At 60.1% G+C, this 26,774-nt stretch carries 27 protein-coding genes; 16 read left to right on the top strand and 11 right to left on the bottom strand.

Translation table 11 applies throughout. The features are described 5' to 3' along the window. Positions 1 to 4: 4 nt before the first annotated feature. Both pncB and AC1DWG_RS15125 read right to left on the bottom strand, forming a co-directional pair. Positions 5 to 1,231: a nicotinate phosphoribosyltransferase gene (gene pncB, locus AC1DWG_RS15120; RefSeq protein WP_477763655.1), complete on the bottom strand. Its 1,227-nt coding sequence runs from the start codon at positions 1,229 to 1,231 to the stop codon at positions 5 to 7. A 97-nt stretch (positions 1,232 to 1,328) separates the two neighbouring features. Further along, complete coding sequence (locus AC1DWG_RS15125; RefSeq protein WP_477763654.1) at positions 1,329 to 2,240, bottom strand: LysR family transcriptional regulator; 912 nt, start codon at positions 2,238 to 2,240, stop codon at positions 1,329 to 1,331. A gap of 174 nt (positions 2,241 to 2,414) precedes the next feature. On the opposite strand from AC1DWG_RS15125, the gene amaB reads away from it, so the two are divergent. From amaB to AC1DWG_RS15175, 10 genes are all read left to right on the top strand, one after another. Next, positions 2,415 to 3,905: an L-piperidine-6-carboxylate dehydrogenase gene (gene amaB, locus AC1DWG_RS15130; RefSeq protein ID WP_477763653.1), complete on the top strand. Its 1,491-nt coding sequence runs from the start codon at positions 2,415 to 2,417 to the stop codon at positions 3,903 to 3,905. A 144-nt stretch (positions 3,906 to 4,049) separates the two neighbouring features. Next, a complete protein-coding gene (gene amaA, locus AC1DWG_RS15135) occupies positions 4,050 to 5,333 on the top strand; it encodes an L-pipecolate oxidase (RefSeq protein WP_477763652.1) in 1,284 nt (427 codons plus the stop codon). 363 nt (positions 5,334 to 5,696) lie between these two features. Further along, complete coding sequence (locus AC1DWG_RS15140; RefSeq protein ID WP_477763651.1) at positions 5,697 to 6,830, top strand: branched-chain amino acid ABC transporter substrate-binding protein; 1,134 nt, start codon at positions 5,697 to 5,699, stop codon at positions 6,828 to 6,830. A gap of 239 nt (positions 6,831 to 7,069) precedes the next feature. Next, positions 7,070 to 7,984 (top strand): ABC transporter permease subunit, encoded by a 915-nt coding sequence (locus tag AC1DWG_RS15145; RefSeq protein ID WP_223462544.1) that lies wholly within the window; start codon positions 7,070 to 7,072, stop codon positions 7,982 to 7,984. 3 nt (positions 7,985 to 7,987) lie between these two features. Next, positions 7,988 to 9,271 (top strand): high-affinity branched-chain amino acid ABC transporter permease LivM, encoded by a 1,284-nt coding sequence (gene livM / locus AC1DWG_RS15150; RefSeq protein WP_477753481.1) that lies wholly within the window; start codon positions 7,988 to 7,990, stop codon positions 9,269 to 9,271. After that, on the top strand, positions 9,268 to 10,143 hold the full coding sequence (locus AC1DWG_RS15155) for an ABC transporter ATP-binding protein (protein ID WP_477753480.1): 876 nt from the start codon (positions 9,268 to 9,270) through the stop codon (positions 10,141 to 10,143). Before livM ends, AC1DWG_RS15155 begins: the two co-directional genes overlap by 4 nt. Further along, entirely contained in the window at positions 10,140 to 10,856 is a 717-nt protein-coding gene (locus AC1DWG_RS15160; RefSeq protein ID WP_477753479.1) for an ABC transporter ATP-binding protein, read from the top strand. The genes AC1DWG_RS15155 and AC1DWG_RS15160 overlap by 4 nt, the downstream gene beginning before the upstream one ends. Positions 10,857 to 11,153: 297 nt before the next feature. After that, positions 11,154 to 11,402, top strand: a complete 249-nt coding sequence (locus AC1DWG_RS15165) for a hypothetical protein (RefSeq protein WP_477787954.1) — start codon at positions 11,154 to 11,156, stop codon at positions 11,400 to 11,402. A gap of 297 nt (positions 11,403 to 11,699) precedes the next feature. Next, on the top strand, positions 11,700 to 12,461 hold the full coding sequence (locus AC1DWG_RS15170; protein WP_477763649.1) for an SDR family oxidoreductase: 762 nt from the start codon (positions 11,700 to 11,702) through the stop codon (positions 12,459 to 12,461). Positions 12,462 to 12,633: 172 nt separating this feature from the next. Then, positions 12,634 to 13,539 carry a cation diffusion facilitator family transporter gene (locus tag AC1DWG_RS15175; protein WP_477763648.1) on the top strand — a complete coding sequence of 302 codons (906 nt, stop codon included), beginning with the start codon at positions 12,634 to 12,636 and terminating at the stop codon, positions 13,537 to 13,539. Positions 13,540 to 13,562: 23 nt separating this feature from the next. On the opposite strand, the gene AC1DWG_RS15180 is transcribed toward AC1DWG_RS15175, so the two are convergent. From AC1DWG_RS15180 to AC1DWG_RS15210, 7 genes are all read right to left on the bottom strand, one after another. After that, positions 13,563 to 14,696 carry an AGE family epimerase/isomerase gene (locus tag AC1DWG_RS15180; RefSeq protein ID WP_477763647.1) on the bottom strand — a complete coding sequence of 378 codons (1,134 nt, stop codon included), beginning with the start codon at positions 14,694 to 14,696 and terminating at the stop codon, positions 13,563 to 13,565. Between the two features lie 230 nt (positions 14,697 to 14,926). Next, complete coding sequence (locus AC1DWG_RS15185; protein ID WP_477763646.1) at positions 14,927 to 15,499, bottom strand: HupE/UreJ family protein; 573 nt, start codon at positions 15,497 to 15,499, stop codon at positions 14,927 to 14,929. Positions 15,500 to 15,528: 29 nt separating this feature from the next. Further along, entirely contained in the window at positions 15,529 to 16,143 is a 615-nt protein-coding gene (gene ureG / locus AC1DWG_RS15190) for an urease accessory protein UreG (RefSeq protein ID WP_007979691.1), read from the bottom strand. 23 nt (positions 16,144 to 16,166) lie between these two features. Further along, the gene (locus AC1DWG_RS15195; RefSeq protein WP_477763645.1) at positions 16,167 to 16,841 is read right to left on the bottom strand and encodes an urease accessory protein UreF; all 675 of its coding nucleotides are present in this window, start codon (positions 16,839 to 16,841) and stop codon (positions 16,167 to 16,169) included. Beyond that, the gene (gene ureE / locus AC1DWG_RS15200) at positions 16,838 to 17,338 is read right to left on the bottom strand and encodes an urease accessory protein UreE (protein WP_477763644.1); all 501 of its coding nucleotides are present in this window, start codon (positions 17,336 to 17,338) and stop codon (positions 16,838 to 16,840) included. Before ureE ends, AC1DWG_RS15195 begins: the two co-directional genes overlap by 4 nt. 286 nt (positions 17,339 to 17,624) lie before the next feature. Beyond that, positions 17,625 to 18,257: a TetR family transcriptional regulator gene (locus tag AC1DWG_RS15205; RefSeq protein WP_046039880.1), complete on the bottom strand. Its 633-nt coding sequence runs from the start codon at positions 18,255 to 18,257 to the stop codon at positions 17,625 to 17,627. Positions 18,258 to 18,427: 170 nt separating this feature from the next. Continuing rightward, positions 18,428 to 18,856 carry a hypothetical protein gene (locus AC1DWG_RS15210; protein ID WP_477753470.1) on the bottom strand — a complete coding sequence of 143 codons (429 nt, stop codon included), beginning with the start codon at positions 18,854 to 18,856 and terminating at the stop codon, positions 18,428 to 18,430. 387 nt (positions 18,857 to 19,243) lie between these two features. On the opposite strand from AC1DWG_RS15210, the gene AC1DWG_RS15215 reads away from it, so the two are divergent. Then, the gene (locus tag AC1DWG_RS15215) at positions 19,244 to 21,319 is read left to right on the top strand and encodes an AsmA family protein (protein WP_477787955.1); all 2,076 of its coding nucleotides are present in this window, start codon (positions 19,244 to 19,246) and stop codon (positions 21,317 to 21,319) included. Between the two features lie 137 nt (positions 21,320 to 21,456). Here AC1DWG_RS15215 and AC1DWG_RS15220 read toward each other — a convergent pair whose 3' ends face one another. After that, positions 21,457 to 22,371 carry a LysR substrate-binding domain-containing protein gene (locus AC1DWG_RS15220; RefSeq protein ID WP_477763642.1) on the bottom strand — a complete coding sequence of 305 codons (915 nt, stop codon included), beginning with the start codon at positions 22,369 to 22,371 and terminating at the stop codon, positions 21,457 to 21,459. 110 nt (positions 22,372 to 22,481) lie between these two features. On the opposite strand from AC1DWG_RS15220, the gene AC1DWG_RS15225 reads away from it, so the two are divergent. The 3 genes from AC1DWG_RS15225 (at position 22,482) to AC1DWG_RS15235 (ending at position 24,413) form a co-directional block, all read left to right on the top strand. Then, on the top strand, positions 22,482 to 23,120 hold the full coding sequence (locus AC1DWG_RS15225; RefSeq protein ID WP_477787956.1) for an FMN-dependent NADH-azoreductase: 639 nt from the start codon (positions 22,482 to 22,484) through the stop codon (positions 23,118 to 23,120). Beyond that, positions 23,121 to 23,426: a DMT family transporter gene (locus AC1DWG_RS15230; protein WP_477763640.1), complete on the top strand. Its 306-nt coding sequence runs from the start codon at positions 23,121 to 23,123 to the stop codon at positions 23,424 to 23,426. 96 nt (positions 23,427 to 23,522) lie between these two features. Then, positions 23,523 to 24,413 (top strand): esterase/lipase family protein, encoded by an 891-nt coding sequence (locus AC1DWG_RS15235; protein WP_477763639.1) that lies wholly within the window; start codon positions 23,523 to 23,525, stop codon positions 24,411 to 24,413. Between the two features lie 15 nt (positions 24,414 to 24,428). Here the strand turns inward: AC1DWG_RS15235 and AC1DWG_RS15240 are convergent, their stop codons facing one another. After that, entirely contained in the window at positions 24,429 to 25,304 is an 876-nt protein-coding gene (locus tag AC1DWG_RS15240; RefSeq protein ID WP_477763638.1) for a DMT family transporter, read from the bottom strand. Positions 25,305 to 25,401: 97 nt separating this feature from the next. Between AC1DWG_RS15240 and AC1DWG_RS15245 the strand changes: the two genes are divergently transcribed. Next, complete coding sequence (locus tag AC1DWG_RS15245; RefSeq protein ID WP_477763637.1) at positions 25,402 to 26,196, top strand: AraC family transcriptional regulator; 795 nt, start codon at positions 25,402 to 25,404, stop codon at positions 26,194 to 26,196. A gap of 64 nt (positions 26,197 to 26,260) precedes the next feature. Beyond that, positions 26,261 to 26,569: a PsiF family protein gene (locus tag AC1DWG_RS15250; protein WP_007990866.1), complete on the top strand. Its 309-nt coding sequence runs from the start codon at positions 26,261 to 26,263 to the stop codon at positions 26,567 to 26,569. The last annotated feature ends 205 nt before the right edge of the window (positions 26,570 to 26,774 follow it).

A 26,774-nucleotide genomic window follows, 5' to 3' on the forward strand; every position in this document is an offset into this window, starting at 1 on the left:
GAATTCACTCCTTGCTTGATGTATTTGAAAGGGCGGCAGGAACCTGGAAAACGTGTCGCAAGTAAGCGACGAAATTCGGGTCTTTACAGTGCGTCTTTCCTGGCTCGTCGGAGATCTTCGCCACCGGCTGGCCGTTGCAGGCGGCCATTTTAAGCACGATGCTCATCGGTTCGACACCCGGAATATCACAGGTCAGGTTGGTACCGATGCCGAAGCTGACATTGATCCGACCGCGCAGCACCCGGAATATCTCCAGAGCCTTGGGCAGGGTCAGGCTGTCAGAGAAGGTCAGCGTCTTGCTCATCGGGTCGATGCCGAGCTTGTGATAGTGGGCGATGGCCTTTTCCGCCCATACCACCGGATCGCCCGAGTCATGGCGCAAACCGTCGAAAAGCTTGGCGAAAAACAGATCGAAATCGCCGAGGAAGGCATCCATGGTGATGCAGTCAGTCAGGGCAATCCCCAGCAGGCCACGATATTCGCGGACCCAGCAATCGAGTGCGGCGATCTGGCTGTCGATCAGCCTCGGGCCGAGTTGCTGGTGGGCCATGATCCACTCGTGGGCCATGGTGCCCAGCGGTTTCATGTCCAGCTCCCGGGACAGGTGCACGTTGCTGGTGCCGACGAAGCGTCCGGGAAAGTCGTGCTTGAGCACATTCACCACTTCTTCCTGCACGCGGTAAGAAAAACGTCTGCGCGTGCCGAAATCGGCCACCTGCAATTCGGACAATTCATCGCTGTTGGCATTGGCGCTCAGCCAGTCGAACTTGCGGTAGAGCTGCTCGCGGGCCTGCTCCAGCACGACTTCGCGGTAGCGATAGCGGTTGCGCACCTCGCTGACCAGCGCCAGCAGCGGCACTTCGAACAGGATCACATGCAGCCAGGGGCCCCGCAGGCGAATAAACAGCTCACCGTTTTCGAGGCCGGTGTGGATGTAGCGCAGGTTGAAGCGAAACAACCCGAGAAAACGCAGGAAGTCCGGCTTCAGGAAGCTGATGCGCTCGAGAAAGCTCAACTGGTCGGCGCTCAGGCTCAACTCGGCCAGGCGCTCGATCTGGAAGCGGATTTCCGCCAGGTACGGGCGCAAGTCCTCGCTGTTACGGCAACGAAACTCCCATTCGACTTCGACGTTCGGGTAGTTGTGCAGCACCGCCTGCATCATCGTCAGTTTGTAGAAGTCGGTGTCGAGCAGGTTCTGCACGATGCGATCGGCAAACACACTCTCGCTCATAACGGGGGTTCTCCACATTGAATAGAGCTAGTGGCGCATAACGGTGAAGGGGATTGCCAGCAATTTTTTAGACTGCAGCAGATCCTTGTGGGAGGGCTTAATGCGGCACCGCATCCGGGCTATCGATCTGCTCCAGCATCCACTTCACAAAGTCCCGCACCTTGGGCACTTCCGCCGAGTGTTCAGGGTAGGCAAGGTAATAGGCATCGCTGCTGGGCATTGCATGCTGCCAGGGAATGACCAGTTTGCCGTCAGCCAGTTCCTCTTCCACCAGAAAGCGTGGCAACAACGCAACGCCGCAACCGACCTGGGCGGCGCGGATGCACATATAAAAGGTTTCGAAACGCGGGCCGTGGTAGCTGTGCTCGGTGTGGTAGCCCTGATGCTCGAACCAGTCGTGCCAGGCCTGGGGGCGGGAGGCGTTTTGCAGCAGTACCAGATCGGACAGTTGCGTCGGATCGGTGAACGGTTGGGCAGGCAAGCTGCCCGGAGCACATACAGGAACAAGCTCTTCGCCGAACAGCTTCAGGCATTCGGTGCCCGGCCGCGAGCCCTGGCCGAAGTAGAACGCCAGGTCGCTGCGACCTTGCAGCAGATCGTCGGCTTCCTGTTCGCTGCACAGGTCCAGGTGGATCGACGGGTGCCGCAGGCGCCAGCCTTTCAGGCGCGGCACCAGCCAGCGTGCGCCGAAGGTGGGAGGCGTCGAAACCCGCAGGACTTCTGTTTCGCCACCGTAGGAACGCAGGTAATGGGTCGACATCTCGACCTGCGTGAGGATTTTTCGCACCTCAACCAGATACAGATCACCGGCCGGCGTCATCTGCAGGCGGCGGCGCACCCGGCGAAACAGCAGGTGTTGCAACAGCTCTTCGAGTTGCGCGACCTGTTTGCTCACGGCGCTTTGGGTCAGGTTCAACTCTTCGGCGGCCCGGGTGAAGCTCAAATGCCGGGTGACGGCCTCGAAGCACTGCAACGCAGCGATCGATGGCAAGTAGCGTTTATTCAGCATGGGCGGTCCTTGGTTCTTGTTTCTTATTGCCAGCAATGCACAGCATGAATAAACGGAATGATATCTCTCTTAAAGGTCGTTTGTTGAGTAACCTCCGGGCAGCTAAAACTACAGGTCTGATCAGCCGTGAATTTCCGGCTGCACGTGTTCTGTCTTTTGCTTGAGGAGTGACTCATGGTTGCCGCATTGCTTGATCGTCTAGGTGTGAACCCGGCCCTGTACCAGAATGGCAAAGTGCCGGTGCATTCGCCCATCGATGGCAGCAGGATCGCCGCCGTGAACTGGGAAGGCGCTGCTGAAGTCGAGCAGCACATCAGTCGCGCAGATCATGCGTTCGAACTGTGGCGCAAGGTCCCGGCACCGCGCCGTGGCGAACTGGTGCGGCAACTGGGTGACATCCTGCGTGAATACAAGGCCGACCTCGGCGAGCTGGTGTCGTGGGAAGCCGGCAAGATCACCCAGGAAGGCCTGGGTGAAGTTCAGGAAATGATCGATATCTGCGACTTCGCCGTCGGCCTGTCCCGTCAGCTGTACGGTTTGACCATCGCTTCCGAGCGTCCTGGCCACCACATGCGCGAAACCTGGCATCCGCTGGGCGTTGTCGGGGTGATCAGTGCGTTCAACTTCCCGGTTGCGGTCTGGGCCTGGAACGCCACGCTGGCGCTGGTCTGCGGCAACCCGGTGATCTGGAAACCGTCGGAAAAGACTCCGCTGACCGCACTGGCTTGCCAGGCGCTGTTCGATCGTGTGCTGAAGAACTTCAGCGATGCTCCACCGCACCTGAGCCAGGTGGTCATTGGCGGTCGCGATGCCGGCGAAGCCCTGGTCGATGATCCGCGTGTCGCGCTGGTCAGCGCCACCGGCAGTACCCGCATGGGCCGTGAAGTGGCGCCGAAAATCGCCGCACGTTTCGCCCGCAGCATTCTGGAGCTGGGCGGCAACAACGCAATGATCCTCGGCCCAAGCGCCGACCTGGACATGGCCGTTCGCGCGATCCTGTTCAGCGCCGTCGGCACCGCCGGTCAGCGCTGCACCACTCTGCGTCGCCTGATCGCCCATGAATCGGTGAAAGAAGAAATCGTAACCCGCCTGAAAGCCGCGTACTCGAAAGTACGTATCGGCCATCCGCTGGAAGGCAATCTGGTCGGCCCGCTGATCGACAAGCAAAGCTTCGACAACATGCAGGACGCGCTGGAACAAGCCCTGAGCGAAGGCGGCCGGGTGTTCGGCGGCAAACGTCAGCTGGAAGACAAGTTCCCCAATGCCTACTACGTGTCGCCGGCCATCGTCGAAATGCCGGAGCAGAGCGATGTGGTCTGCCACGAAACCTTCGCCCCGATCCTGTACGTGGTCGGCTACAGCGATTTCCAGGAAGCCCTGCGCCTGAACAATGCTGTGCCACAAGGCCTGTCCTCGTGCATCTTCACCACCGACGTGCGTGAAGCCGAGCAGTTCATGTCGGCGGTGGGCAGCGACTGTGGCATCGCCAACGTCAATATCGGCCCGAGCGGCGCTGAAATTGGTGGTGCATTTGGTGGCGAGAAAGAAACCGGCGGTGGTCGTGAGTCCGGCTCCGATGCATGGCGCGGCTACATGCGCCGCCAGACCAACACCGTGAACTATTCGCTGGAATTGCCGTTGGCGCAGGGTATTACGTTCGATTAAGTATTGATTGTGAAGCTGGAAAGATCGCAGCCTTCGGCAGCTCCTACAGGACTGTGACTGGCTGCGATTTTGTAGGAGCTGCCGCAGGCTGCGATCTTTTGGCGGCGACAACGAGGTGGGTTAGGTTTCTGTTGGAGTCTGGCAATGCCGTTACGCGAAGAGTGTCTGTGGGAAAAACTGACGCCGCAAAGGCCGGACAATTCGGCCCTCAAGGGTGAGATCACGGTGGATGTCTGCGTCATCGGCGCCGGTTTTACCGGTTTGTCGGCGGCGGTGCATCTGCTGGAGCAAGGCAAGACCGTTTGTGTACTGGAGGCCCATCGCGCCGGCCACGGTGGTTCGGGGCGTAACGTCGGGCTGGTCAATGCCGGGATGTGGATTCCCCCGGACGAGATCGAAGCCGGGTTTGGCAAGGAGGTTGGCAGCCAGCTCAACCGCATGCTTGGGGCGGCGCCATCCCTGGTGTTCAGCCTTGTGGACAAGTACAACATCGATTGCCAGTTGCGCCGCGAAGGCACGCTGCACATGGCGCACAACGCCCGTGGCGAAGCTGACTTGCGCAGTCGTGAAGAACAATGGAAACGCCGCGGGGCGCCGGTGGAGTTGTTGACTGGCCAGGCTTGCGAGCAAGCGACGGGCACCAAAAAGATCGCCGCCGCGCTGCTCGATCGCCGCGCCGGCACGCTCAACCCGATGGCCTATACCACGGGGCTGGCCAAAGCGGCCATCGGCCTGGGCGGTCAATTATACGATCACTCCCCGGTCACCCGACTTGAGCGTCAGGGCCAGCGCTGGTCTGTGCAAACCGCCCAGGGCTCGGTCATGGCCGAGAAAGTGGTGATTGCCTCCAATGCCTACACCGAAGGCGACTGGACGGAACTGCGGCGCAATTTTTTCCCCGGTTATTACTACCAGGTGGCCTCGGTCCCGCTGACCGACGAAGCCGCCCGGCAAATTCTTCCCGGCGGCCAGGGTTCCTGGGACACCCGCCAGGTCTTGAGTAGTATTCGTCGGGATAAAGACGGACGCCTGCTGCTGGGCAGTCTCGGTAATGGCAATCAGAAACCAGCCTGGTTTCTCAAGGCCTGGGCCGACCGGGTGCAGCAGCACTATTTCCCGTACCTCAAACCGGTGGAGTGGGAGTGCACCTGGACCGGCTGCATCGCCTTCACCCCCGATCATTTGATGCGCCTGTTCGAACCGGCGCCCGGTTTGGTGGCAGTCACCGGTTACAACGGGCGGGGCGTGACCACGGGAACGGTGGTCGGCAAGGCCTTTGCCGATTACCTGTGTAACGGAAATCCTCAAGCACTACCGATTCCTTTCGCGCCCATGCAGCCGTTGGCCGGGGTGGGGTTGCGCAGCTGTCTGTATGAGGCGGGATTCTCGCTGTATCACGCAGGCCAGTGCCTTCGGATCGTGATCTGAAGGTTGATTTTTGCCGTAGGAAGCGGCGCTTTTTCGATCTGCAGCTAGCCTGTAGTGGTGCGGGTTGTAGCAGTCTCGCACCAGCAGTGTGCACTTCGGTGACGCACGTTGTTACAGGCTGGTTGCACGTCGTTTAAAGCCGCGGTTGCAATGATGGCGCAGGCGGGTTGCGCCTCAAAAAAATAATGGTTCTACCTTCCGCGGTTTAGACGGTTGCACGCCCAATGAAAATGGGCCCGAAACAGTCGAAATAACAAGAAAGCAGCGACTTTTTTCAGAATAAAAAACCGATGGCACGGCCCTTGCTCTGAGCATTCAGTGAAGTCGCAGTGCCAATTAAAAAAAACCATGGAGCACCACCTCATGTCCCAGACGTTTTACAAGAAAGGCTTTCTGGCCCTCGCAGTGGCAACTGCGCTGGGTGTTTCTGCGTTTGCTCAGGCTGACATCAAGATCGGTGTAGCGGGACCAATGACGGGCGCCAACGCGGCATTTGGCGAACAGTACATGAAGGGTGCACAGGCGGCGGCCGACGCGGTCAACGCATCGGGCGGCGTGAACGGGGAAAAAATCGTACTGGTCAAGGGCGATGACGCCTGCGAGCCGAAGCAGGCTGTGACAGTCGCCAAGGACCTGACCAACCAGAAAGTCGCCGGCGTGGTCGGTCACTTCTGCTCCTCGTCGACCATCCCGGCCTCCGAGATCTACGACGAAGCGGGCATCATCACGATCACCCCGGGTTCCACCAACCCAAAGGTGACCGAGCGCGGCCTGAGCGCCATGTTCCGTATGTGCGGGCGTGACGACCAGCAAGGCATCGTGGCTGGTGACTACATCGTCGACGTGCTCAAGGGCAAGAAAGTCGCCGTGCTGCACGACAAAGACACCTACGGCCAAGGTTTGGCGGACGCCACCAAAGCGCAACTGGTCAAGCGCGGCGTAACGCCGGTGTTGTACGAAGGCCTGACCCGCGGCGAGAAAGACTTCAGCGCCGTGGTGACCAAGATCCGTGCGGCCGGTGCCGACGTGGTCTACTTCGGCGGTCTGCACCCAGAGGCCGGTCCACTGGTTAAACAACTGCGTACCGAAGGCCTCAAAGACGTGACATTCATGTCCGACGACGGCATCGTGACCGACGAACTGGTGACCACCGCTGGGGGCCCGCAATACGTCGACGGCGTGCTGATGACCTTCGGTGCCGACCCGCGCCTGCTGCCGGACAGCAAGACCGTGGTAGACGCATTCCGCAAGGCCGGTACCGAGCCTGAAGGCTACACCCTCTACGCTTACGCTTCGGTCCAGACCTTGGCCGCTGCCTTCAATGGCGCCAAGTCCAACAAGGGCGAAGACGCTGCCAAATGGCTGAAAGCCAACCCGGTCAAAACCGTCATGGGCGAGAAGACCTGGGACAGCAAGGGCGACCTGAAAGTCTCCGACTACGTGGTTTACCAGTGGGACAAGGACGGCAAGTACCACCAGCTGGAAAAACAGAAGTAAGGGCTGGCTCGATCGGATGAACCCCACAGATCCCTTGTAGGAGCGAGCTTGCTCGCGATGACGGACTGGCAGTCGACAACTTTGTTGAATGTTTAACCGCTATCGCAGGCAAGCCAGCTCCTACAAGGGTTGTGGTGGCCTTTCTGATCGTGGCCGACATTGCTCCGACGTAAATCTGTATTTTCCTTAGAAGAACCGCACAGCCACATGTGCAGGTTCTCATTGCGTGAGATTGCGTTATGGATGGTATTTTCCTGCAGCAACTGGTCAACGGCCTGACCCTCGGGTCGGTCTATGGCCTGATCGCCATCGGCTACACAATGGTCTATGGCATCATCGGCATGATCAACTTCGCCCACGGCGAGGTTTACATGATTTCCGCTTACCTCGCGGCAATCAGTCTGGCTCTGCTGGCATACTTCGGTATTGAATCCTTCCCTCTGTTGATGCTCGGCACACTGATCTTCACCATCGTGGTCACGGCGGTGTATGGCTGGGTCATCGAGCGTGTTGCCTACAAACCCCTGCGTAACTCCACCCGACTGGCACCGCTGATCAGCGCCATCGGGATCTCGCTGATCCTGCAAAACTATGCACAGATCGCCCAGGGTGCCCGCCAACAAGGCGTTCCGACGCTGTTGACTGGTGCATTGCGAGTAGAAGTCGGGACCGGCTTCGTCCAGCTCACTTACACCAAGATCTTCATTCTGGTCGCAGCGTTTGTCGGGATGGGCCTGCTGACCTATGTCATCAAGTACACCAAGCTCGGCCGCATGTGCCGCGCAACCCAGCAAGACCGCAAGATGGCCTCGATCCTGGGGATCAACACCGATCGCATCATTTCCTACGTGTTCATCATTGGTGCCGCGATGGCGGCGTTGGCCGGCGTGCTGATCACCATGAACTACGGCACGTTCGACTTCTACGCAGGTTTCGTCATCGGCATCAAGGCGTTCACCGCAGCGGTACTCGGCGGGATCGGCTCGCTGCCGGGTGCGATGCTTGGCGGGATCATTCTGGGGATCTCCGAGTCGCTGTTTTCCGGTCTGGTCAACTCCGACTACAAAGACGTTTTCAGCTTCTCGTTGCTTGTTCTCGTTCTGGTCTTTCGGCCTCAAGGCCTGCTCGGCCGTCCTCTTGTGTCGAAGGTGTAAGCGATGTCTTCAACCACTAAAAAAACCATTGATATCAAAAGAAGTCTGGTTGACGCGATTCTTGCCGGCCTTGTAGCGCTCATCGTATTTGGTCCGATTGTCGGCATCGTCCTCGACGGCTATGGCTTCAACCTGCAACCAACGCGAGTGGCGTGGATTGTCGCCATCGTCATGGCTGGCCGCTTTGCTTTGAGCCTGTTCCTGCAAACACCCAAGGGTTTGAGAATTCTCGAAGGGTTTGAAACCACTGGCTCCGGGGTTCATGTACTGCCACCCGATTACAAATCCCGCTTGCGCTGGATCATCCCGTTGATGATCGTCATTGCCGTGGTGTTTCCGTTTTTCTCCAACTCCTACCTGCTGGGCGTGGTCATCCTCGGGTTGATCTATGTGTTGCTCGGTTTGGGGCTGAACATCGTGGTGGGCCTGGCCGGCCTGCTCGACCTGGGTTACGTGGCGTTCTACGCCATCGGTGCCTATGGTTTGGCGCTTGGTTACCAGTATCTTGGGCTGGGCTTCTGGACGGTGCTGCCACTGGCGGCGATCACCGCCGGCCTTGCGGGTTGCATCCTTGGCTTCCCGGTTTTGCGTCTGCACGGTGACTACCTGGCAATCGTGACCCTGGGCTTCGGTGAAATCATTCGCTTGATCCTCAACAACTGGTTGTCGCTGACCGGTGGTCCGAACGGTATGCCTGCGCCGCTGCCAACGTTCTTCGGTCTGGAGTTCGGCAAACGGGCGAAAGACGGTGGTGTGCCGTTTCACGAGTTCTTCGGCATCGCCTACAACCCCGACGTGAAGTACTACTTCATCTACGCGGTGTTGTTCATGGTCGTGCTGGCCGTGTTGTACATCAAACACCGCTTGACCCGTATGCCGGTCGGCCGCGCATGGGAAGCCTTGCGTGAAGACGAAATCGCCTGCCGCTCCATGGGCCTGAACCACGTGCTGGTGAAGCTCTCGGCGTTCACCATCGGTGCTTCGACGGCCGGTCTGGCCGGTGTGTTCTTCGCCACCTACCAGGGCTTCGTCAACCCGACCTCGTTCAGCTTCTTCGAATCGGCCCTGATCCTTGCCATTGTGGTACTGGGCGGTATGGGTTCGACCATCGGCGTAGTGATGGCAGCCTTCGTGCTGACCGTCGCCCCGGAACTGCTGCGTGGCTTCGCGGAGTATCGTGTGTTGCTGTTCGGCATCCTGATGGTGTTGATGATGATCTGGCGACCGCGCGGCCTGATTCGGATCAGCCGTACCGGTGTGACCCCGCGTAAAGGAGTAGCGCCATGAGCGAAGTCGTACTCAGTGTCGAAAAGCTGATGATGCACTTCGGCGGCATCAAGGCGTTGAACGATGTCAGCCTGAAGGTCAAACGCAATTCGATCTTCGCCCTGATCGGCCCCAACGGCGCCGGCAAGACTACGGTGTTCAACTGCCTGACCGGGTTCTACAAGGCCTCCGGTGGCAAGATCGAACTCAACGTGCGCGGTCAGCAGACCAACGTCATCAAATTGCTGGGCGAATCGTTCAAACCAACGGATTTCGTTTCGCCGAAATCCTTCGCCAGTCGGCTGTTCTACAAGGCATTCGGCGGCACCCACCTGGTGAACCGTGCCGGGCTGGCGCGGACCTTCCAGAACATTCGCCTGTTCAAGGAAATGTCGGTGCTGGAAAACCTGCTGGTGGCACAGCACATGTGGGTTAACCGCAACATGCTGGCCGGCATCCTCAACACCAAGGGCTATCGCAAGGCTGAAAGCGATGCGCTGGACCACGCGTTCTACTGGCTGGAGGTGGTGGACCTGGTGGATTGCGCCAACCGTCTGGCCGGTGAGCTGTCCTACGGCCAGCAACGCCGCCTGGAAATCGCCCGGGCCATGTGCACCCGTCCGCAGATCATCTGCCTCGACGAGCCGGCCGCCGGCCTCAACCCCCAGGAAACCGAAGCGCTGAGCGCGATGATCCGGCTGCTGCGCGACGAGCACGATCTGACCGTGGTGCTGATCGAGCACGACATGGGCATGGTAATGAGCATTTCCGACCACATTGTGGTGCTGGACCACGGCGTTGTCATCGCCGAAGGCGGGCCTGAAGCGATTCGTAACGATCCGAAAGTGATTGCGGCCTACCTGGGCGCCGATGAAGAGGAAGTGGTGCTATGAGTCAACCCATCCTCGAACTCAAGGAACTGGATGTGTTTTACGGGCCGATCCAGGCCCTGAAGAAAGTCTCGCTGCACATCAACGAAGGGGAAACCGTCAGCCTGATCGGCTCCAACGGTGCCGGCAAGTCGACCCTGCTGATGTCGATCTTCGGCCAGCCACGGGCCGCCGACGGGCAGATCCTCTACCAGGGCGTGGACATCACCCACAAGTCGTCCCACTACATCGCCTCCAACGGCATCGCGCAATCGCCGGAAGGGCGGCGGGTGTTTCCCGACATGACCGTCGAGGAGAACCTGCTAATGGGCACCATCCCTATCGGTGACAAGTACGCAAAGGAAGACATGCAACGCATGTTCGAGCTGTTCCCGCGGCTCGAAGAGCGGCGTACCCAGCGGGCGATGACCATGTCCGGTGGCGAGCAGCAAATGCTCGCCATCGCCCGTGCCCTGATGAGCCGGCCCAAGTTGTTGCTACTGGATGAGCCGAGCCTGGGCCTGGCGCCGATCGTGGTGAAGCAGATCTTCGCCACCCTGCGGGAACTGGCCAAGACCGGCATGACCATCTTTCTGGTGGAGCAGAACGCCAACCACGCCCTGCGGTTGTCGGACCGGGCGTACGTGATGGTCAACGGCGAAATCCGCATGACTGGTACCGGCAAGGAGTTGCTGGTCAACGAGGACGTACGTAACGCCTATCTCGGCGGGCATTGATCCTCAGCGTTAAAAAACGCCCTGCCGCTCTCAGTGTCAGGGCGTTTTTTATGCCCGCTCTGTAAAGGCCGTGGTAGGAGCTGTCGAGTGAAACGAGGCTGCGATCTTTTGATCTTGTTTTGAAAGGTCAAGATCAAAAGATCGCAGCCTTCGGCAGCTCCTACAAGAGCGGCGATGTGACGTAAAGTAAAATTGTGGAAAACAATATTCCCAAGCTCGCAAAGCGCGACATAAAGCCGCTGCAAATAGTTGTTTTGTCACAGTTTTGACTTGTCCCCGTTTGCTGTGGAACCGGCTGTGAATAACGTGGGAGTAGCTGGCTGGACGCCTTTTAAACCGTGGCTTGCAGAGGTGTGGTTGTTTTTTGATCAGGCGTTTTTGCTCAGCTTGCAGGCCGCTTTGTCAACCTTTTTGTTCGGGATGAAAATGCATGAAATCGGCGTGGACAAGCCTGTGGATAAGTCTGTGATTAAACTCTGGAAAGACTCGGCTGAAGGCCGTGGTTACTGGCTTGGCGCCATCGTCGGTTTGACCCGTCAGTCATGAAAATGGCCAAGGGCTACACAGCAGGCGGTTGAGGGTCAAGCAAAAAAGTTTCAAAACCCCGCGCAAAGCCTTGTGGATAGCGGCTTGCAGCTTTTCCACTTGCCCCCAGAGACTGTGGACCGGCCTGTGGATAACGTGCGCGCACATGGCTGCAGGCCACGCTGGTCAAGGGCTTGCCGGGGTTGTACGTTTTTTGAACAGTTTGAGCGGTGGTTGCCGCTGTGAACAAGGCCGGGCATGCTGCCTGCTGATTTTCTATTCCAATGGCTGAGCGTCAGCCGAAGCAAGGAGAACACGATGTCCAACACCCTGTTTATTACCGGCGCGACCTCCGGTTTTGGTGAAGCCTGTGCCCGTCGTTTTGCCGAGGCCGGCTGGAAACTGGTGCTGACAGGCCGTCGTGAGGAGCGCCTCAATGCGCTATGCGCCGAGCTGTCGAAGCAGACCGAAGTCCATGGTCTGGTGCTCGATGTGCGTGATCGCAAGGCCATGGAAGAGGCGATTGCCAGTCTGCCGCCATCCTTCGCCAAACTGCGCGGGTTGATCAACAACGCCGGCCTGGCCCTGGGCGTTGATCCGGCGCCCAAGTGCGACCTGGACGATTGGGACACCATGGTCGATACCAACGTCAAAGGCCTGATGTACAGCACCCGTCTGCTGCTGCCACGCCTGATTGCCCACGGTCGTGGTGCCGGTATCGTCAACCTGGGGTCCATCGCCGGCAACTACCCGTACCCGGGCAGCCACGTGTATGGCGCGACCAAGGCGTTCGTCAAACAGTTCTCGCTGAACCTGCGCTGCGACCTGCAAGGCACGGGCGTACGGGTCAGCAACATCGAGCCGGGCCTGTGCGAGAGTGAGTTCTCGCTGGTGCGTTTTGCCGGTGACCAGGAGCGCTACAACGCCACTTACGCCGGCGCCGAGCCGATTCAGCCGCAAGACATCGCCGAAACAATCTTCTGGGTGCTCAATGCCCCGGCGCACATCAACATCAACAGCCTGGAGCTGATGCCGGTGAGTCAGACCTGGTCCGGGTTTGCTATCGAGCGCAAGTCTTAAGACCGAGTAACGGCCTTTCGCGAGCAGGCTCGCTCCCACATGGATCGCATTGAACCTGTGGGAGCGAGCCTGCTCGCGAAGGGGCCGGCTCAGGCGACACAAAGCTTCAGCTAGACTCCTCCCTCAAGCAATCCGCCGCACCCGGCGGTCTAGAGGCTTTAAAGGAGATCAAGTGAGTAATCGAGGCGAGCAGTCGCTGCTCAAACAATCGACCTTCCTGATGCTCGCCGTGACATTCGCCGGGATCATCACCGGTTTTGTTTCGGGCGCTCAATCCATCCTGTTCGATGGCTTCTTTTCGTTAATCGCGGCCTTCATCAAGGTCCTGATGCTGATCACCGCCAGGCTGATCGCCAAGGAAAGCAACCAGCGCTTCCAGTTCGGTTACTGGCACCTGGAACCCATGGTACTGGTGATCGAGGGCAGCTTCCTGTTCCTGGTTGCCATTTATGCCTTTCTCAACGGTGTGTTTGGCATCATCAGTGGCGGCCGCGAGGTCGAGCTCGGTCTGGTGATCCTCTACGCGGCGGTGTTTACCGTCGTTGAACTGATTTACTTCTTCTACGTCCGCCATCGCAATCGCACACTCAAGTCGTCGCTGATCCAGTTCGACAACATCAGTTGGTTGGTGGACGCGATGCTGTCGGCGGGACTGCTGGTGAGTTTCCTGATCGCGCTGCTGCTCAAGACTCAGGGTTACGACAAGTGGGCGGTGTATGTCGATCCGATGATTCTGATTCTGCTGGCCCTGGGCATGCTTCCTCCGGCGTTCAAAATCCTCGGACCGGCATTGCGCGATGTGTTGGGCATCGTCCCGGATCAACTGGACGACAAGGTGCGTCAGGTGATGGAGGTGGCGAAGGTCGAGCATGGTTTCGACGATTACATTTCCTACGTGCAGAAACACGGCAGGGCCTGTTTTATCGAGATTCACATCGTATTGCCGAAGGATTACTGGCTGGACGGTGTGGGGCAACTGGACAGTTTGCGCGAGGAAATTTCCGCGAAACTCGGTAAGCCGGATGCCGCGCGATGGCTGACCATCAGCTTTACCGGGGATCGCAAGTGGACTGAGTGATTGGATTGCCCCTCGCCACACAGTCAGCCGAGATATTGCGCCAACCCGCGATAACAAGTCGCCAGGTGATAGGGCGTGGTCGACGGCATGTCGCGGCGGCTGACTTCACCGTGCTCGTCACGGCACTCAAACCAGCCGCCGGCATGCAGCGAGCGTTGCTGCAACGCCTGCAACTGGCGCAGCACATCTGCTTCGCTGTGCGGTCGCAGTGTCAACGCGCGCAGGTACTCGGCCTGCGCCCAGATACGCTGCGTGGCGTCCCGGACGCCGTGATCCGCTGCGAAGTCGAGCATCGCCCGCACGGCGCCAGTCTGCTGATCGACGCCCATTTGCTCGGTAAAGGCGAAGGCCCGCTCCAGATCGGCATGCAGCGCCGAATGGCGTAACAGCGCCGAGGATTCCAGCAGGAAATACCACTCGAACTGATGCCCAGGTTCAAACCAGTTATCCACAGACCCCAGCGGCTTTTCCATCAACACGCCGCGCTGCGGATCGATGAAGCGCGCGTGCATGGCTGTGCATAACTCGACGAGCGCCTGTTGCACGTCGAGGTCTTCACGGACTTGCAGTGTGGCGAGGAATGCTTCGGCCAGGTGCATCAGCGGGTTTTGCAAAGGGCCGCTGTCCAGCGATGCCCAGTCGCGGTCGAGCGTGGCTTCGTACAGACCGTCGTCCGTGGCGAAACGCTGCGCAATCACTTCCAGCGAGGCATTGAGCACCGACTCCACCAGCGGCTCGCGGACCTTGTTCCAGTAATGGGCGCAGGCGAACAGGATGAAGGCGTGGGTGTAGAGGTCCTTGCGCTGATCCAGCGGCGCACCTTGCGCATCGACACTGTAGAACCAGCCGCCGTGCTCGGCATCGTGGAAGTGCCGCTGCAACGAGCGGAACAACGCGGCGGCACGCTCTTCGGCGCCCGGCACCTGACCGATCAGGTTGGCAAACAGATACAGCTGTCGCGCACAGGCCATGGCCCGGTAGCGTTGCGGTGGCAGCGGTTGGTGTTCGGCATCCAGCGCCTCGTAGGGCAACGCCATGTCGGCGTTCCAGCCCGGGCCTTGCCAGAGCGGCACGATGACGTTCAGGAAGTGCTGTTGCACCGAGGTGAACAGGGCGGTCAATTCAGGCTGGGAGGCAGAGCGGGAAACAGGCGGCATTGGCTGGCGTCGTCACGGCAGGGGCGATTGCGCGACATGTTAGCAGAGAGGTCGGCATGAGCGATGCGGTGTCTGTCTGGCCGCCTTCGTCGGAACGCCGCCCGGAGCAAGCCCGCTCCCACAGGGACTCGCGGTGTACATGCGATCGTAACCACACCACAAAAACCTGTGGGAGCGGCGGTGCGGCGATCCGACTTGCCCGCGAAGAGGTCAGGTCAGGCGCTGAGGAATCAGCCCGCCAGCAACCACACCCCGGTCGCCGCCGAAGCCGCACCCGCCAATCGCACCAGCGGCGCTGCCGCCTGCGGCAACATCCGCACCAGCGCATAACCCGCCGCGTGCAACACCGCCGTCGCGGCGACAAAGCCTGCGGCGTAGGTCCAGGGACTCGACATGTCTGGCAGTTCCAGCCCGTGCGCGACACCATGAAACAATGCAAACAACGCCGTCGCACCCACCGCCATCACCAACGGTGGACGCACTGCCAAGGCAACCGCCAGCCCCAAAGCCAACACGGAAGCGGCAATCCCGCTCTCCAGTGCCGGCAGGTTCAATCCTTCAAAACCCAACAGCCCGCCAATCAGCAGAGTGCCGACAAAGGTGCACGGCAGCGCCCAGCGTGCGGCGCCTTGTTGCTGCGCGGCCCAAAGACCGACCGCCAGCATCGCCAGCAAGTGATCGAGGCCGCCAAGCGGATGGCTGATACCGGCGATCAAGCCGTTGTCGCCATGTCCCGGATGGGCGAAGGCGAGGGCTGGGGTCAGCAGCAGGGCCAGGGCGCCGAGAATGCGTTTGAGTGTCATGGATAAGCTTCCTTGTTGATAAGTGGTGATCAGGCCGCGGTCAGCAAACCCTGGCGTTCGATGAAGGCGATGATCTGTTCCAGACCCTGGCCGGTTTTCTGATTGCTGAAGACAAACGGCTTGCCGTTGCGCATGCGCTGGGTGTCGCTGTTCATCATCTCCAGCGAGGCACCGACTAGCGGCGCGAGGTCGATCTTGTTGATCACCAGCAGGTCGGATTTGCAGATCCCCGGTCCGCCCTTGCGTGGCAGCTTGTCGCCGGCCGAGACGTCGATCACGTAGATCGTCAGGTCCGACAGTTCCGGGCTGAAGGTGGCGGAGAGGTTATCGCCACCGGACTCCACCAGGATCAGATCCAGCCCCGGAAAACGGCGATTGAGTTGATCCACGGCTTCGAGGTTGATCGAGGCGTCTTCGCGGATGGCCGTGTGCGGGCAACCACCGGTTTCCACGCCGATGATGCGTTCCGGCGCCAGGGCTTCATTGCGCACCAGAAAGTCGGCGTCTTCGCGGGTGTAGATGTCGTTGGTCACCACGGCCAGGTTGTAGCGCTCGCGCAGGGCCAGGCACAGGGCCAGGGTCAGGGCGGTTTTGCCGGAGCCGACCGGGCCGCCGATGCCGACGCGCAGGGGTTGTGTGTTCATGTGATTCTCCAAAATTAGGGGCCCTAGGAGCGGAACAGACGGCTGTACTGGCGCTCGTGGGCCATACACGCCAGGGACAGGCCGAAAGCGGCGCTGCCGTAGTGATCGGGGTGGATGTGGCTGGCGTCCTGCTGGGCCTGCTGCAACAGCGGCAACAGTTCGCTGGTCAGGCGCTGGGCCGCTTGCTGACCCAATGGCAAGGTCTTCATCAGCACCGCCAATTGGTTTTCCAGCCAGCTCCAGAGCCACGCGGCCAGGGCGTCCTGCGGGCTGATCTGCCAGGCGCGCGCGGCCAAGGCCCAACCCAGAGCCAGATGTGGCTCGCTGCGTTGTTCGAGGAAGGCACGGGCCGGCGCGTCGAGTTCCGGCAAGCCATTGAGCAATTGCTGCAAGGAGTAGCCCATTTGCCGGCTCTCCTGATGCAGCTCGCGGGTTTCGCGACTGGCACGGTGTTCCTCGCAGCGTTGCAGCAATTCACCCCAGTTGTCCTCGCTGGCGGCCAGGCAATGTGCGAGCAGCAACGGTGCTTCGAAGCGTGCCAGGTTTAACAACAACTGATCGCTGATCCAGCGCCGGGCGCTGTCGCGGTCGTTTACGCGACCGTTATCCACAGCCATTTCCAGCCCTTGGGAGTAGCTGTAGCCGCCAATCGGCAGTTGCGGGCTGGCCAGACGCAACAGCGCCCAGGCCGGGTTCATGCGCGTACGCCGAACTGGTGCAGTTTCGGCGCGTAGTTGAAGTCTTCATCGCCGTGGCGCGAGTGGTGATGGCCACCGCCGTAGGCGCCATGTTCCGGCTGGAATGGCGCCTCGATATTCACGGCAACGGCACCGAGTTGTTCGAGCATGGCCTTGAGCACGTAATCGTCGAGCAGGCGCAACCAGCCGTCGCCGACTTGCAGGGCGACATGGCGATTGCCCAGGTGATAGGCCGCGCGGGTCAGTTCAAAGGTATTGGCGCAGGTGACGTGGAGCAATTGTTCGGGGCGGGCGCAGACACGCACGATTCGCCCGTCTTCGGCTTGCAGGCATTCGCCGTCATGCAACGGCGGCTGGCCGCGCTCCAAAAACAATCCGACGTCTTCGCCCTCGGCACTGAAACAGCGCAAACGGCTTTTGCTGCGGGCTTCGAACGTCAGGTGCAGTTCGGCGGCCCAAACGGGTTGAGGGTCGATTCTGCGATGAATCACCAGCATCGGAAGGCTTCCAGCAATGGACAATGCTCAGGCTAGAGCAAGGGGCTTGCCAATCGACATGATCCGTAGGAAATGGCTGAAGGGGACGTGGGACTGGTATCGATGGAGTGAGTTTTTTGGTTGAAGTTGGTGCGTTGTTTTTGATTTGCGCACCAAGATGATGCTATGCGCATCATCGTAGGAGCGAGCTTGCTCGCGAAAGCGGTTTGTCTGTCACATGAATGTCGAAGATGTCGCCGCCTTCGTCGGAACGCCGCCCGGAGCAAGCTCGCTCCTACAAACGACGTTACTCGGTACTTCCGAGCCCTTGCCAATGCTTGAGGCCGATAAAGATAAACCGCAGTTGCTGGGTGATTTTCGCCTGGGGCGTCAGGTGCTCGGGCAAGGCTTCGGCTGGCGGATCGATGATGTCCGGCAGGGTGGCGAACACGCTTTTGACGATCAGATCCGCCATGACACTCAGGTCGGCGATGTCCAGATGCTGCAGCTTCGGCATCAGTGACAAGTCCGCCGCGAGGTCCGAACTGATGTCTTCACGCAAACGGCCGATGGCCTGGCGCACCGGCAGCGAACCGCCGTATTGCTCACGGGCGAGAAACAGGAACTGCGAACGGTTGGCGCTGACCACGTCGAGAAAGATCCGCACCGAGGCATCGATGATGCCGCCCATCACGAATTCGTTGTGTCGTACCAGGCGAATGGTTTCGCGGAATGTCTGGCCGACTTCGCTGACCAGCACCAGGCCCAGTTCATCCATATCGGCAAAATGGCGGTAGAAACCGGTCGGTACGATGCCGGCGGTTTTCGCGACTTCGCGCAGGCTCAGGCTGCCGAATCCTCGGCCGCCATCCATCAGGCGCCGGGCAGCGTCCATCAGGGCGTTACGGGTTTGTTGTTTCTGTTCGGCGCGGGGCAGCATCGCAGGGGTGTTTTCTGGACAGGGACGCGCGCACTCTAGCAAATCGGCTTTGCCGGCGTCGAACGACTGTGGGGGATCAAGCAGGGAAGTGCCGCATTTATCAAGCGGATCGCTGAAAAGTCAAAAGCCCAATCCGGGGATTGGGCTTTTTTTCAGGGCGGCCATGAGGCTTAGCTCAGATCGCTGTTGCGTTCGATCACACGGTCACCACCGCCTTCAGCGAGGGTTTGACCTTGTGGAGTACGATCGGAACCGTCGGCAGCCAGGGTCTGGCCTTGTGGGGTGCGGTCCGAACCGTCAGCAGCGAGGGTCTGACCTTGTGGGGTGCGGTCCGAACCATCGGCAGCCAGGGTTTGACCTTGTGGGGTACGGTCCGAGCCATCCTGAGTGATCAGGCCTTTTTCTTTCAGGCGATCATTACCGCCTTCGGCAAGGGTCTGGCCTTGTGGAGTACGGTCGGAACCATCAGCGGCGACGGTCTGGCTGAACACCGAGTGGTTTTGTTTCACTTGTGGCGTGGCCTGGTCAGCGGCTGGCAGGGCAAAAGCAGTGCTTGCCAGCATCGAGAGGGTAAGGCTAAGCAGTAATTGGCGTTTCATGATTGTTTTGCTCCTTGGGAGGGCGAATAAGTGGGTACGAAAGCAATGCTACTCTCGATAAGTCGATATGAAAGTTCATAAACGCAATGGTAATAATCAACGGAATTGATTGTTTGCTGCGGAGGCTCTAGAGCGGGCGCTTCCCACGGATGGTTTTGCACCGGAGTGGGTATTTTCGACCCATCTCTGACATGCAAAAGTGCGGAGGTGGTAACGCTGAATGACTGATTGGTCAGTATTGGACTTGGCGAATTCGGCGAATTCGGTCTATCGATTAAACCTGCCGGGTTTTTATCAGTCGTAGAGTTCATGGCGGGTCGCTTGCGGCTCACCGTTTCACATGTGCGTCGCAGTCGGGGCGCTCAGTCGTATCAGGAGCCCTGTGCAATGACGCGCACTCAAAAGACGATTGTCTGGACCCTTTCCACCTTCCTTACCTTGTTGATGGTGCTGGTACTGATCATCGTGTTCTTCGACTGGAACCGGATCAAACCGCCGCTCAACGCCAAAGTTTCCGAAGAGCTGCATCGCGCTTTCGCCATCAACGGCAATCTGTCGGTGGTCTGGCGGCCCGAACCCGATGAAAGCGGCTGGCGCGCCTGGGTGCCGTGGCCCCATGTAGTAGCCGAGGACCTCAGCCTGGGCAACCCGGACTGGTCGAAGCAACCGCAGATGGTCACCCTCAAGCGGGTAGAACTGCGTATTTCACCCCTGGCGTTGCTGGCGCAGCGGGTGGTGATCCCGCGCATCGATCTCACCGAGCCGAATGCCGAGCTGCAACGCCTGGCTGACGGGCGCGCCAACTGGACCTTCAAATTCGACCCAAAAGACCCCAACGCCGAGCCTTCGAGCTGGGTGGTGGATATCGGCGCGATCGGCTTCGACAAGAGCCACGTTACCCTCGACGACCAGAGCCTGAAGACTCAACTCGACGTGCTGATCGATCCATTGGGCAAACCGGTTCCGTTCAGCGATATCGTTGGCGACAAAGCGGCGAAAGCCGCGCAGGAAAAAGGCTCGTCACCCCAGGATTATGCGTTCGCCCTCAAGGTCAACGGCCAGTACCACGGCCAGAAACTCGCGGGCCAGGGCAAGATTGGCGGGCTGTTGGCGCTGCAGGACGCGGCACGGCCGTTTCCGCTTCAGGCACAGGTGAAGATCGCCGACTCAAGCGTCGAATTGGCCGGGACCCTGACCGACCCACTCAATCTCGGCGCCCTGGACCTGCGCCTGAAACTTGCCGGCACCAGCCTGGGCAACCTCTACCCGCTGACCGGCGTGACCCTGCCGGACACGCCACCCTATGCCACCGACGGCCACCTGGTCGCCAAGTTGCACGAGGCGGGTGGCGCGGTGTTCCGCTACGAAGAATTCAACGGCAAGATCGGCGAAAGCGACATCCATGGCAATCTGACTTATGTGGCCAGCCAGCCACGGCCAAAACTCAGCGGCTCGCTGTTGTCCAATCAATTGCTGTTCGCCGATCTGGCGCCGCTGATTGGTGCCGACTCCAACGCCAAACAGAAGGAGCGAGGCGGCGACAGCAAACAACCGGCGGACAAAGTGCTGCCGGTCGAAGAGTTCAAGACCGATCGCTGGCGCGATATGGACGCCGATGTCGAGTTCACCGGCAAGCGCATCGTGCACAGCGAAAAATTGCCGTTCAACGACCTCTATACCCATCTGGTACTCACCGATGGCGTGCTTAGCTTCGAGCCGCTGCGCTTCGGCGTGGCCGACGGCAAGCTGGATGCGCAGATTCGCCTGAACGGCCACACCGATCCACTGGAAGGCCAGGCCAGGCTCACGGCGCGGGGCTTCAAACTCAAGCAGTTGTTCCCCGGCTTTGAACCGATGAAAACCAGTTTTGGCGAACTCAACGGCGATGCTGATGTCAGCGGACGCGGCAATTCGGTGGCCAAGCTGCTGGGCAGTGCCAATGGCAGCCTGAAAATGCTCATCAACGATGGCGCCATCAGTCGCGAATTGATGGAGCTGGCGGGCCTGAATGTCGGCAACTATGTGGTCGGCAAGATCTTTGGCGACAAGGAAGTGAAGATCAACTGCGCAGCCGCCGACTTCGGCATCCAGTCCGGCTTGGCGAGTACCCGCTTGTTTGTATTCGACACCGAGAACGCCATCGTCTACATCGACGGCACCGCGAACATGGCGACTGAACAGCTGGACCTGACCATCACCCCGGAATCCAAGGGTTGGCGCCTGATATCATTGCGTTCGCCGCTGTATGTGCGCGGCAAGTTCATCAAGCCCGATGCCGGGGTCAAGGCCGTGCCGTTGATGCTGCGCGGAGCCGGGATGGTGGCGCTGGGCGTGATCGCTGCACCGGCGGCAGGGTTGCTGGCGCTGGTGGCGCCGAGCGCAGGTGAGCCGAACCAGTGTGCGCCGTTGCTGGAGCAGATGAAGGCGGGCAAGGTGCCTGTCACCGTCAAGCCAGCCAAATAATCGGGCGTCTATACAGGCCCCATCGTCGGAGCGCCGCCCGCAGCAGGCTCGCTCCCACAGGGGATCTGTGCATGCTGGACTAATGTGGGAGTGAGCCTGCTCGCGATGGCGGTTTTGCAGGCACTGCATTTGGTTGCTTATGTCAATGCATGTCCCGACGCCAATGCCTCTTCACGCAGCCATGCAAAAAACGCCCGAACCGGTGGGTGCCGTTCGCGTCCCGGCACGCACAGGGCACTGTAGCCGGCGCCATCGACCTGGATTTCCCCCCGGTACGGCAACAACAGACCACTGGCCACGCTTTCCGACACCAGAATATTGCTTGCCAATACCAGACCTTGCCCGGCAATCGCCGCTTGCAGGGCGTAATGCTCTTCGTCGTATTCGCGCACTGCTGGCCGGCCGCTCAGCCAGGTTTCGCCGGAGCAAGCGCACCAGGCCTCCCAGCCGTGGACATAGAGTTTGGAGTTGTGCCAGCGCACGCTGATCAACGTCGGGGCGCGACTCGACGCCAGGGCCACTTGTTCGGGCGAACCGTAGACGCCGAAGGTTTCATCGAACAGGCACTGGCCGTACAGATTGGGGTAATCGTCGAGGCTGTAGCGCAGCACCAGATCGACACTGGCGTCCTGATGCAGATCGAGGACTTCGCAGTGGGTATCGAGGCGCACGTTGATGTTCGGGTGCCGAGCGTAGAAACGTCCCAGGCGCGGTACCAGCCACAGCGCGGCGAAGGCAGCGGTGGTGGAGACCGTGAGGTTGGCGCCGCTGCGTTGCGGGCGCAGGGTATCGACACTTTGAGCCACTTCCAGAAACGCCCCGTGCAGGCTGTGGAACAACCTTTCGCCACATTCGGTCAGGCGTACCTGGCGCGGCAGGCGCTCGAACAACGGCACGCCGAGCCAGCTCTCCAGGGAGCGGATCTGGTGGGACACCGCCGTCGGGGTAACGGACAGTTCTTCGGCGGCGGCCTTGAAGCTCAACAGGCGTGAGGCGGACTCAAAGGCCCGCAGGGCGGTCAACGGCAACGAGGCAAACATTGAACACTCCATGGATGAAATGGATTCATCCAGACTGATTTCTACTCATTTGAATGAGAGCAGCTGTGAGCTTCAAGCTGCAAGCCACAAGTGGTTTTAGTTTAGTCCTTGAGGCGATTCAGATGAGTAGAATTCTTGCTGTTCATGCCAGCCCCCGTGGTGACCGTTCGCACTCGCGCCGTTTGGCCGAAGTATTTCTGTCGGCCTGGCAGGCCCTTCATCCCCACTCACAGTTGACCCGACGCGAAGTCGGGCGGGCGTTGATACCGCCGGTCAACGAGGCGTTCGTAGCCGCCGCGTTTTACCCCGAGCCCGACGCTCGGCCACTGTCGATGCAGGCCGACCTGGCGCTCAGCGACGACCTGGTCGGCGAACTGCTCGACCATGATGTATTGCTGATTTCCACGCCGATGCACAACTTCAGCGTACCGAGCGGCCTCAAGGCCTGGATCGATCAGGTCGTGCGCATCGGGGTGACCTTCGATCACACCCTGGACAATGGCGTGGCCCAGTACCAACCGTTGGTGCAGGGCAAAAAAGCCCTGATCATCACCAGCCGTGGCGGCTTCGGTTTTGGCCCGGGAGGCGAGCTGGAAACCATGAACCATGCCGACAAGCTGCTGCGCACGGTGCTCGGATTCATCGGCATCACGGACGTCACCGTGGTGGCTGTCGAGGGCGAAGAGTCCGCCGAGCGCAGCTTTGAAATCTCTGCCATCGAGGCTGAGCAGCGCTTGTTGGCGCTGGCCGGGGAGTTCTAGATGGCCTGGCTGTTTCTGCTGGTCGCCGCCGGGTTCGAAGTCACCTTCGCCATGGGCATGAAGTACGCCGAGGGCTTCACCCGGCCCTGGCCTTCGCTGATCACCGTGGTGGCCGCTGTGGGCGGGATCTACTTCCTGACCCTGGCCATGCGCGAGTTGCCGGTGAGCATTGCGTACCCGATCTGGACCGCCATCGGTTCGCTGGGCACGGTGTTTCTCGGTTTCGCGCTGCTGGGCGAAAGCCTGACCGTGATCAAACTGGTCTCGATCGGGCTAATCGTGGCGGGCGTGGCGGGGTTGAAGTAGGGCGGATGACATAGACTTGTCATCTTCGCTGGCGATGCTTGGCGGATGTCTTGCATCCCGCCTTGCGTCACCACCCGACCACCAGGATGTCCGCCCATGTCGCAAGGTTCTGCCCCGCGCTACCCGTTGGTGTTGGTCCCGGGAATGCTCGGGTTCATCCGCCTGGTGCTTTATCCCTACTGGTACGGGATCGTCGAGGCGTTGCGCCGTGGTGGTGCCGTGGTGTTCGCGGTGCAGGTCTCGCCGCTGAACTCGAACGAAGTGCGCGGCGAGCAACTGCTGGTACGTATCGACGAAATTCTGCGGGAGACCGGGGCCGACAAGGTCAACCTGATCGGCCATAGCCAGGGCTCGCTGACCGCCCGTTATGCCGCCGCCAAGCGTCCTGACCTGGTGGCATCGGTGACCTCGGTGGCGGGGCCGAACCACGGCTCGGAGCTCGCCGATTATCTGCACAGGCATTATCCCCATGACAGCGTCCGTGGTCGTTTGCTGTGCTTTTTTCTGCGGATGGTTGGCGCGTTGATGGCTTTGCTGGATACCGGTTACCGCGGGCCGAAGCTGCCGGTGGATATCCCTGCATCCCATCACTCCCTCACTACCGCTGGCGTGGCGCTGTTCAACCAGTGTTATCCACAGGGCTTGCCTGAAACCTGGGGCGGTCACGGTGCCGAAGAGGTCAACGGCGTGCGCTATTACTCCTGGTCCGGCACCTTGCAACCGGGGATTACCGATCGCGGGCGCAATCTGCTGGACGGCACCAACCGCAGTTGCCGGGTGTTCGCTAAAACCTTCGTCCGCGAAGCCGGGCATTGCGACGGCATGGTCGGGCGCTACAGCTCGCACCTGGGGACGGTGATTGGCGATGAGTATCCGCTGGATCACTTCGATATCGTCAACCAGTCGCTGGGGCTGGTGGGCAAGGGGGCCGAACCGATTCGGTTGTTTGTCGAGCATGCGGCGCGGCTGAGCGCGGTAGGGCTTTAGACCGCCACAAAAAAGCTAGGTGCGACCCAACACCGTCGTCCAGCGCTCGGAAACAATCACCCCACCCAAGGTCAACACCCCACCGACCAAGTGATATATCGCCAGTTGTTCATGCAGCACCACCGCCGCAATCAATGCGGTAATCAACGGCAGCAAATTGAAAAACTGCGTGGTCCGGCTCGGCCCCAAACGTACCACGGCCTGCATCCACGCCAGCGGCGCGACCATCGAAGCCAGCAGGCAGGCGTACAGCACCAGCGGAATGTTCTGCAGGGTCGGGCCGACTTTCGGTGAGGCGAGGAACAGCGGAAACAGCACCAACACGGCTACCAGCACCTGCAGATACAGGAGCACCAGCGGCGGCAGTTTCAGCTGCCATTTTTTCAACAGGGTGCTGTAGACCGCGTAGGCCAGGGTGGCGATCAACATCATCGCGTCACCCAGGTTGACCCCGTGTTCGAGTAATGCGCCAAGGCTGCCGGACGACACCACCACCAGGACACCGGCGAATGACAGCACCGCACCGGCCAGGGCACCCATGGTCAGGCGCTGGCCGAGGCTGATGATCGCCATGGCGAGCGACATCAGCGGCATCAGCGACAGGATGATGCCCATGTTGGTGGCCGAGGTCAGGCTCGCAGCAAAGTACGCCAGGCTTTGGTAGACCGCCATGCCGAGAACACCAAGGACAAAGATCTTGCCCAGTTTCGGGCGGATCAGCGGCCAATGGGTGAGAACCGGTTTGAGCATGAAGGGCGTGAACAGCAACCCGGCCAGCAGCCAGCGGTAGAAACCGATCTCGGCGGGGAAGATCGCCCCGGCCGACATTTTGGTGATCACGGTGTTGCCGGCCCAGATAAAAATGGCCAGCAGGGGGTAAGCGTATTGCATCGGGAAAAACCAGAACGTTAATGAGGGGCAATTATCCGCTTGTCTGGATGCAAGTCTATACTTCAATCCAGACAACCCGCCCTTGATGACGGACAGCATGAGCAGTAAACACATCGACCTGCTGGATTTCAGCGAACTGCCGTCGGCGGTGTACTTCCGCTACGCCGATTTCGACGCCCACGAATACGCCGCGCCCCACCGGCATCCCTGGGGGACGCTGGAATACGCAGCCCACGGCGTGCTGCACATGGACGTCGAGGGCAGCCGCTTCATGTCACCGCCGCAATACGCGGTGTGGGTGCCGCCGCAGATCCAGCACAGTTTTTACAGTCACCAACCGGTCAACTACCGCGCGGTGTGCCTGGCCCCCAAGGTGTGCGCCGATCTGCCGCCGCGAGCCTGCACCCTGGCCATCAGCGACATCCTCAAGGCGATCCTCAAGGACTTCGCCGCCCGTGACGTGAAAATCCCCGAGCAGGTCGCCGACCAGCGTCTGGCCCAGGTATTGGTGGATCAACTGCAACAGGCCCCGGTGCACGAGTGCTACCTGCCCTACGCCAGCAGCCCCGGACTGCTGGGGATTCTGGAGTCATTGCAGGCCGAACCGGGGGATAACCGACCGCTGTCGGAATGGGCTGCACGCATCCATGTCAGCGAGCGCACACTGGCACGGCAGTTCGTGCGGGAACTGGGCATGAGTTTCGGTGAGTGGCGCCAGCGCCTGCGTTTTCTGGCGGCGATCGAAGCGCTGGATAGCCCGCGCAGCATTCAAGAGATCGCCTTCGACATGGGCTACAGCACCGGCTCGGCGTTTATCGCAATGTTCCAGCGTCAGGCCGGGTGTACGCCGGAGCAGTATCGACGCAGCCATCTGGAGAACAGGAAGGTGTAACAGGGGTTGTCTACACTCCAGTACAAGGCCGCGCCCCTCGGTGTGGCGATAAGGAGAGAACTCCATGAAGATGTTGCGTGCCCCTTTGTTGATGATCGGTTTGCTGCTCTGTTCCCAGGGCTTCGCCGCCACAGCCCAGCAGGAAAAGATGACCACCTGCAATGCCGACGCTACGGCTAAAAGCCTCAAGGGCGACGAGCGCAAAGCATTCATGAGCACCTGCCTGAAGGCGACTCCGGCGGCAAACGATGCCGGTAAGGCCTTGACCCCACAGCAAGAGAAAATGAAAACCTGCAACGCCGACGCCGCCACCAAAGCCCTCAAGGGTGATGAGCGCAAGGCGTTCATGAGCGATTGCCTGAAGAAAAAATAAACCCGGTCAGGATCTGTGGGGGCTGTGCTGGCGCCATCGCGAGCAAGCTCGCTCCCACATTTGCCAGGTGTACCCGGTTCCACTGTGGGAGCGAGCCTGCTCGCGATAAGGCCAGTCGAGAGACTGCAAACATCCAGAGTCCCCACTAAGGTCGCCCCACACAATCCCTAGTGCTCGCACCGGATCGCTGGCAGACTGCCAATCC

This window comes from Pseudomonas sp. P4_B3 (assembly GCF_056402295.1).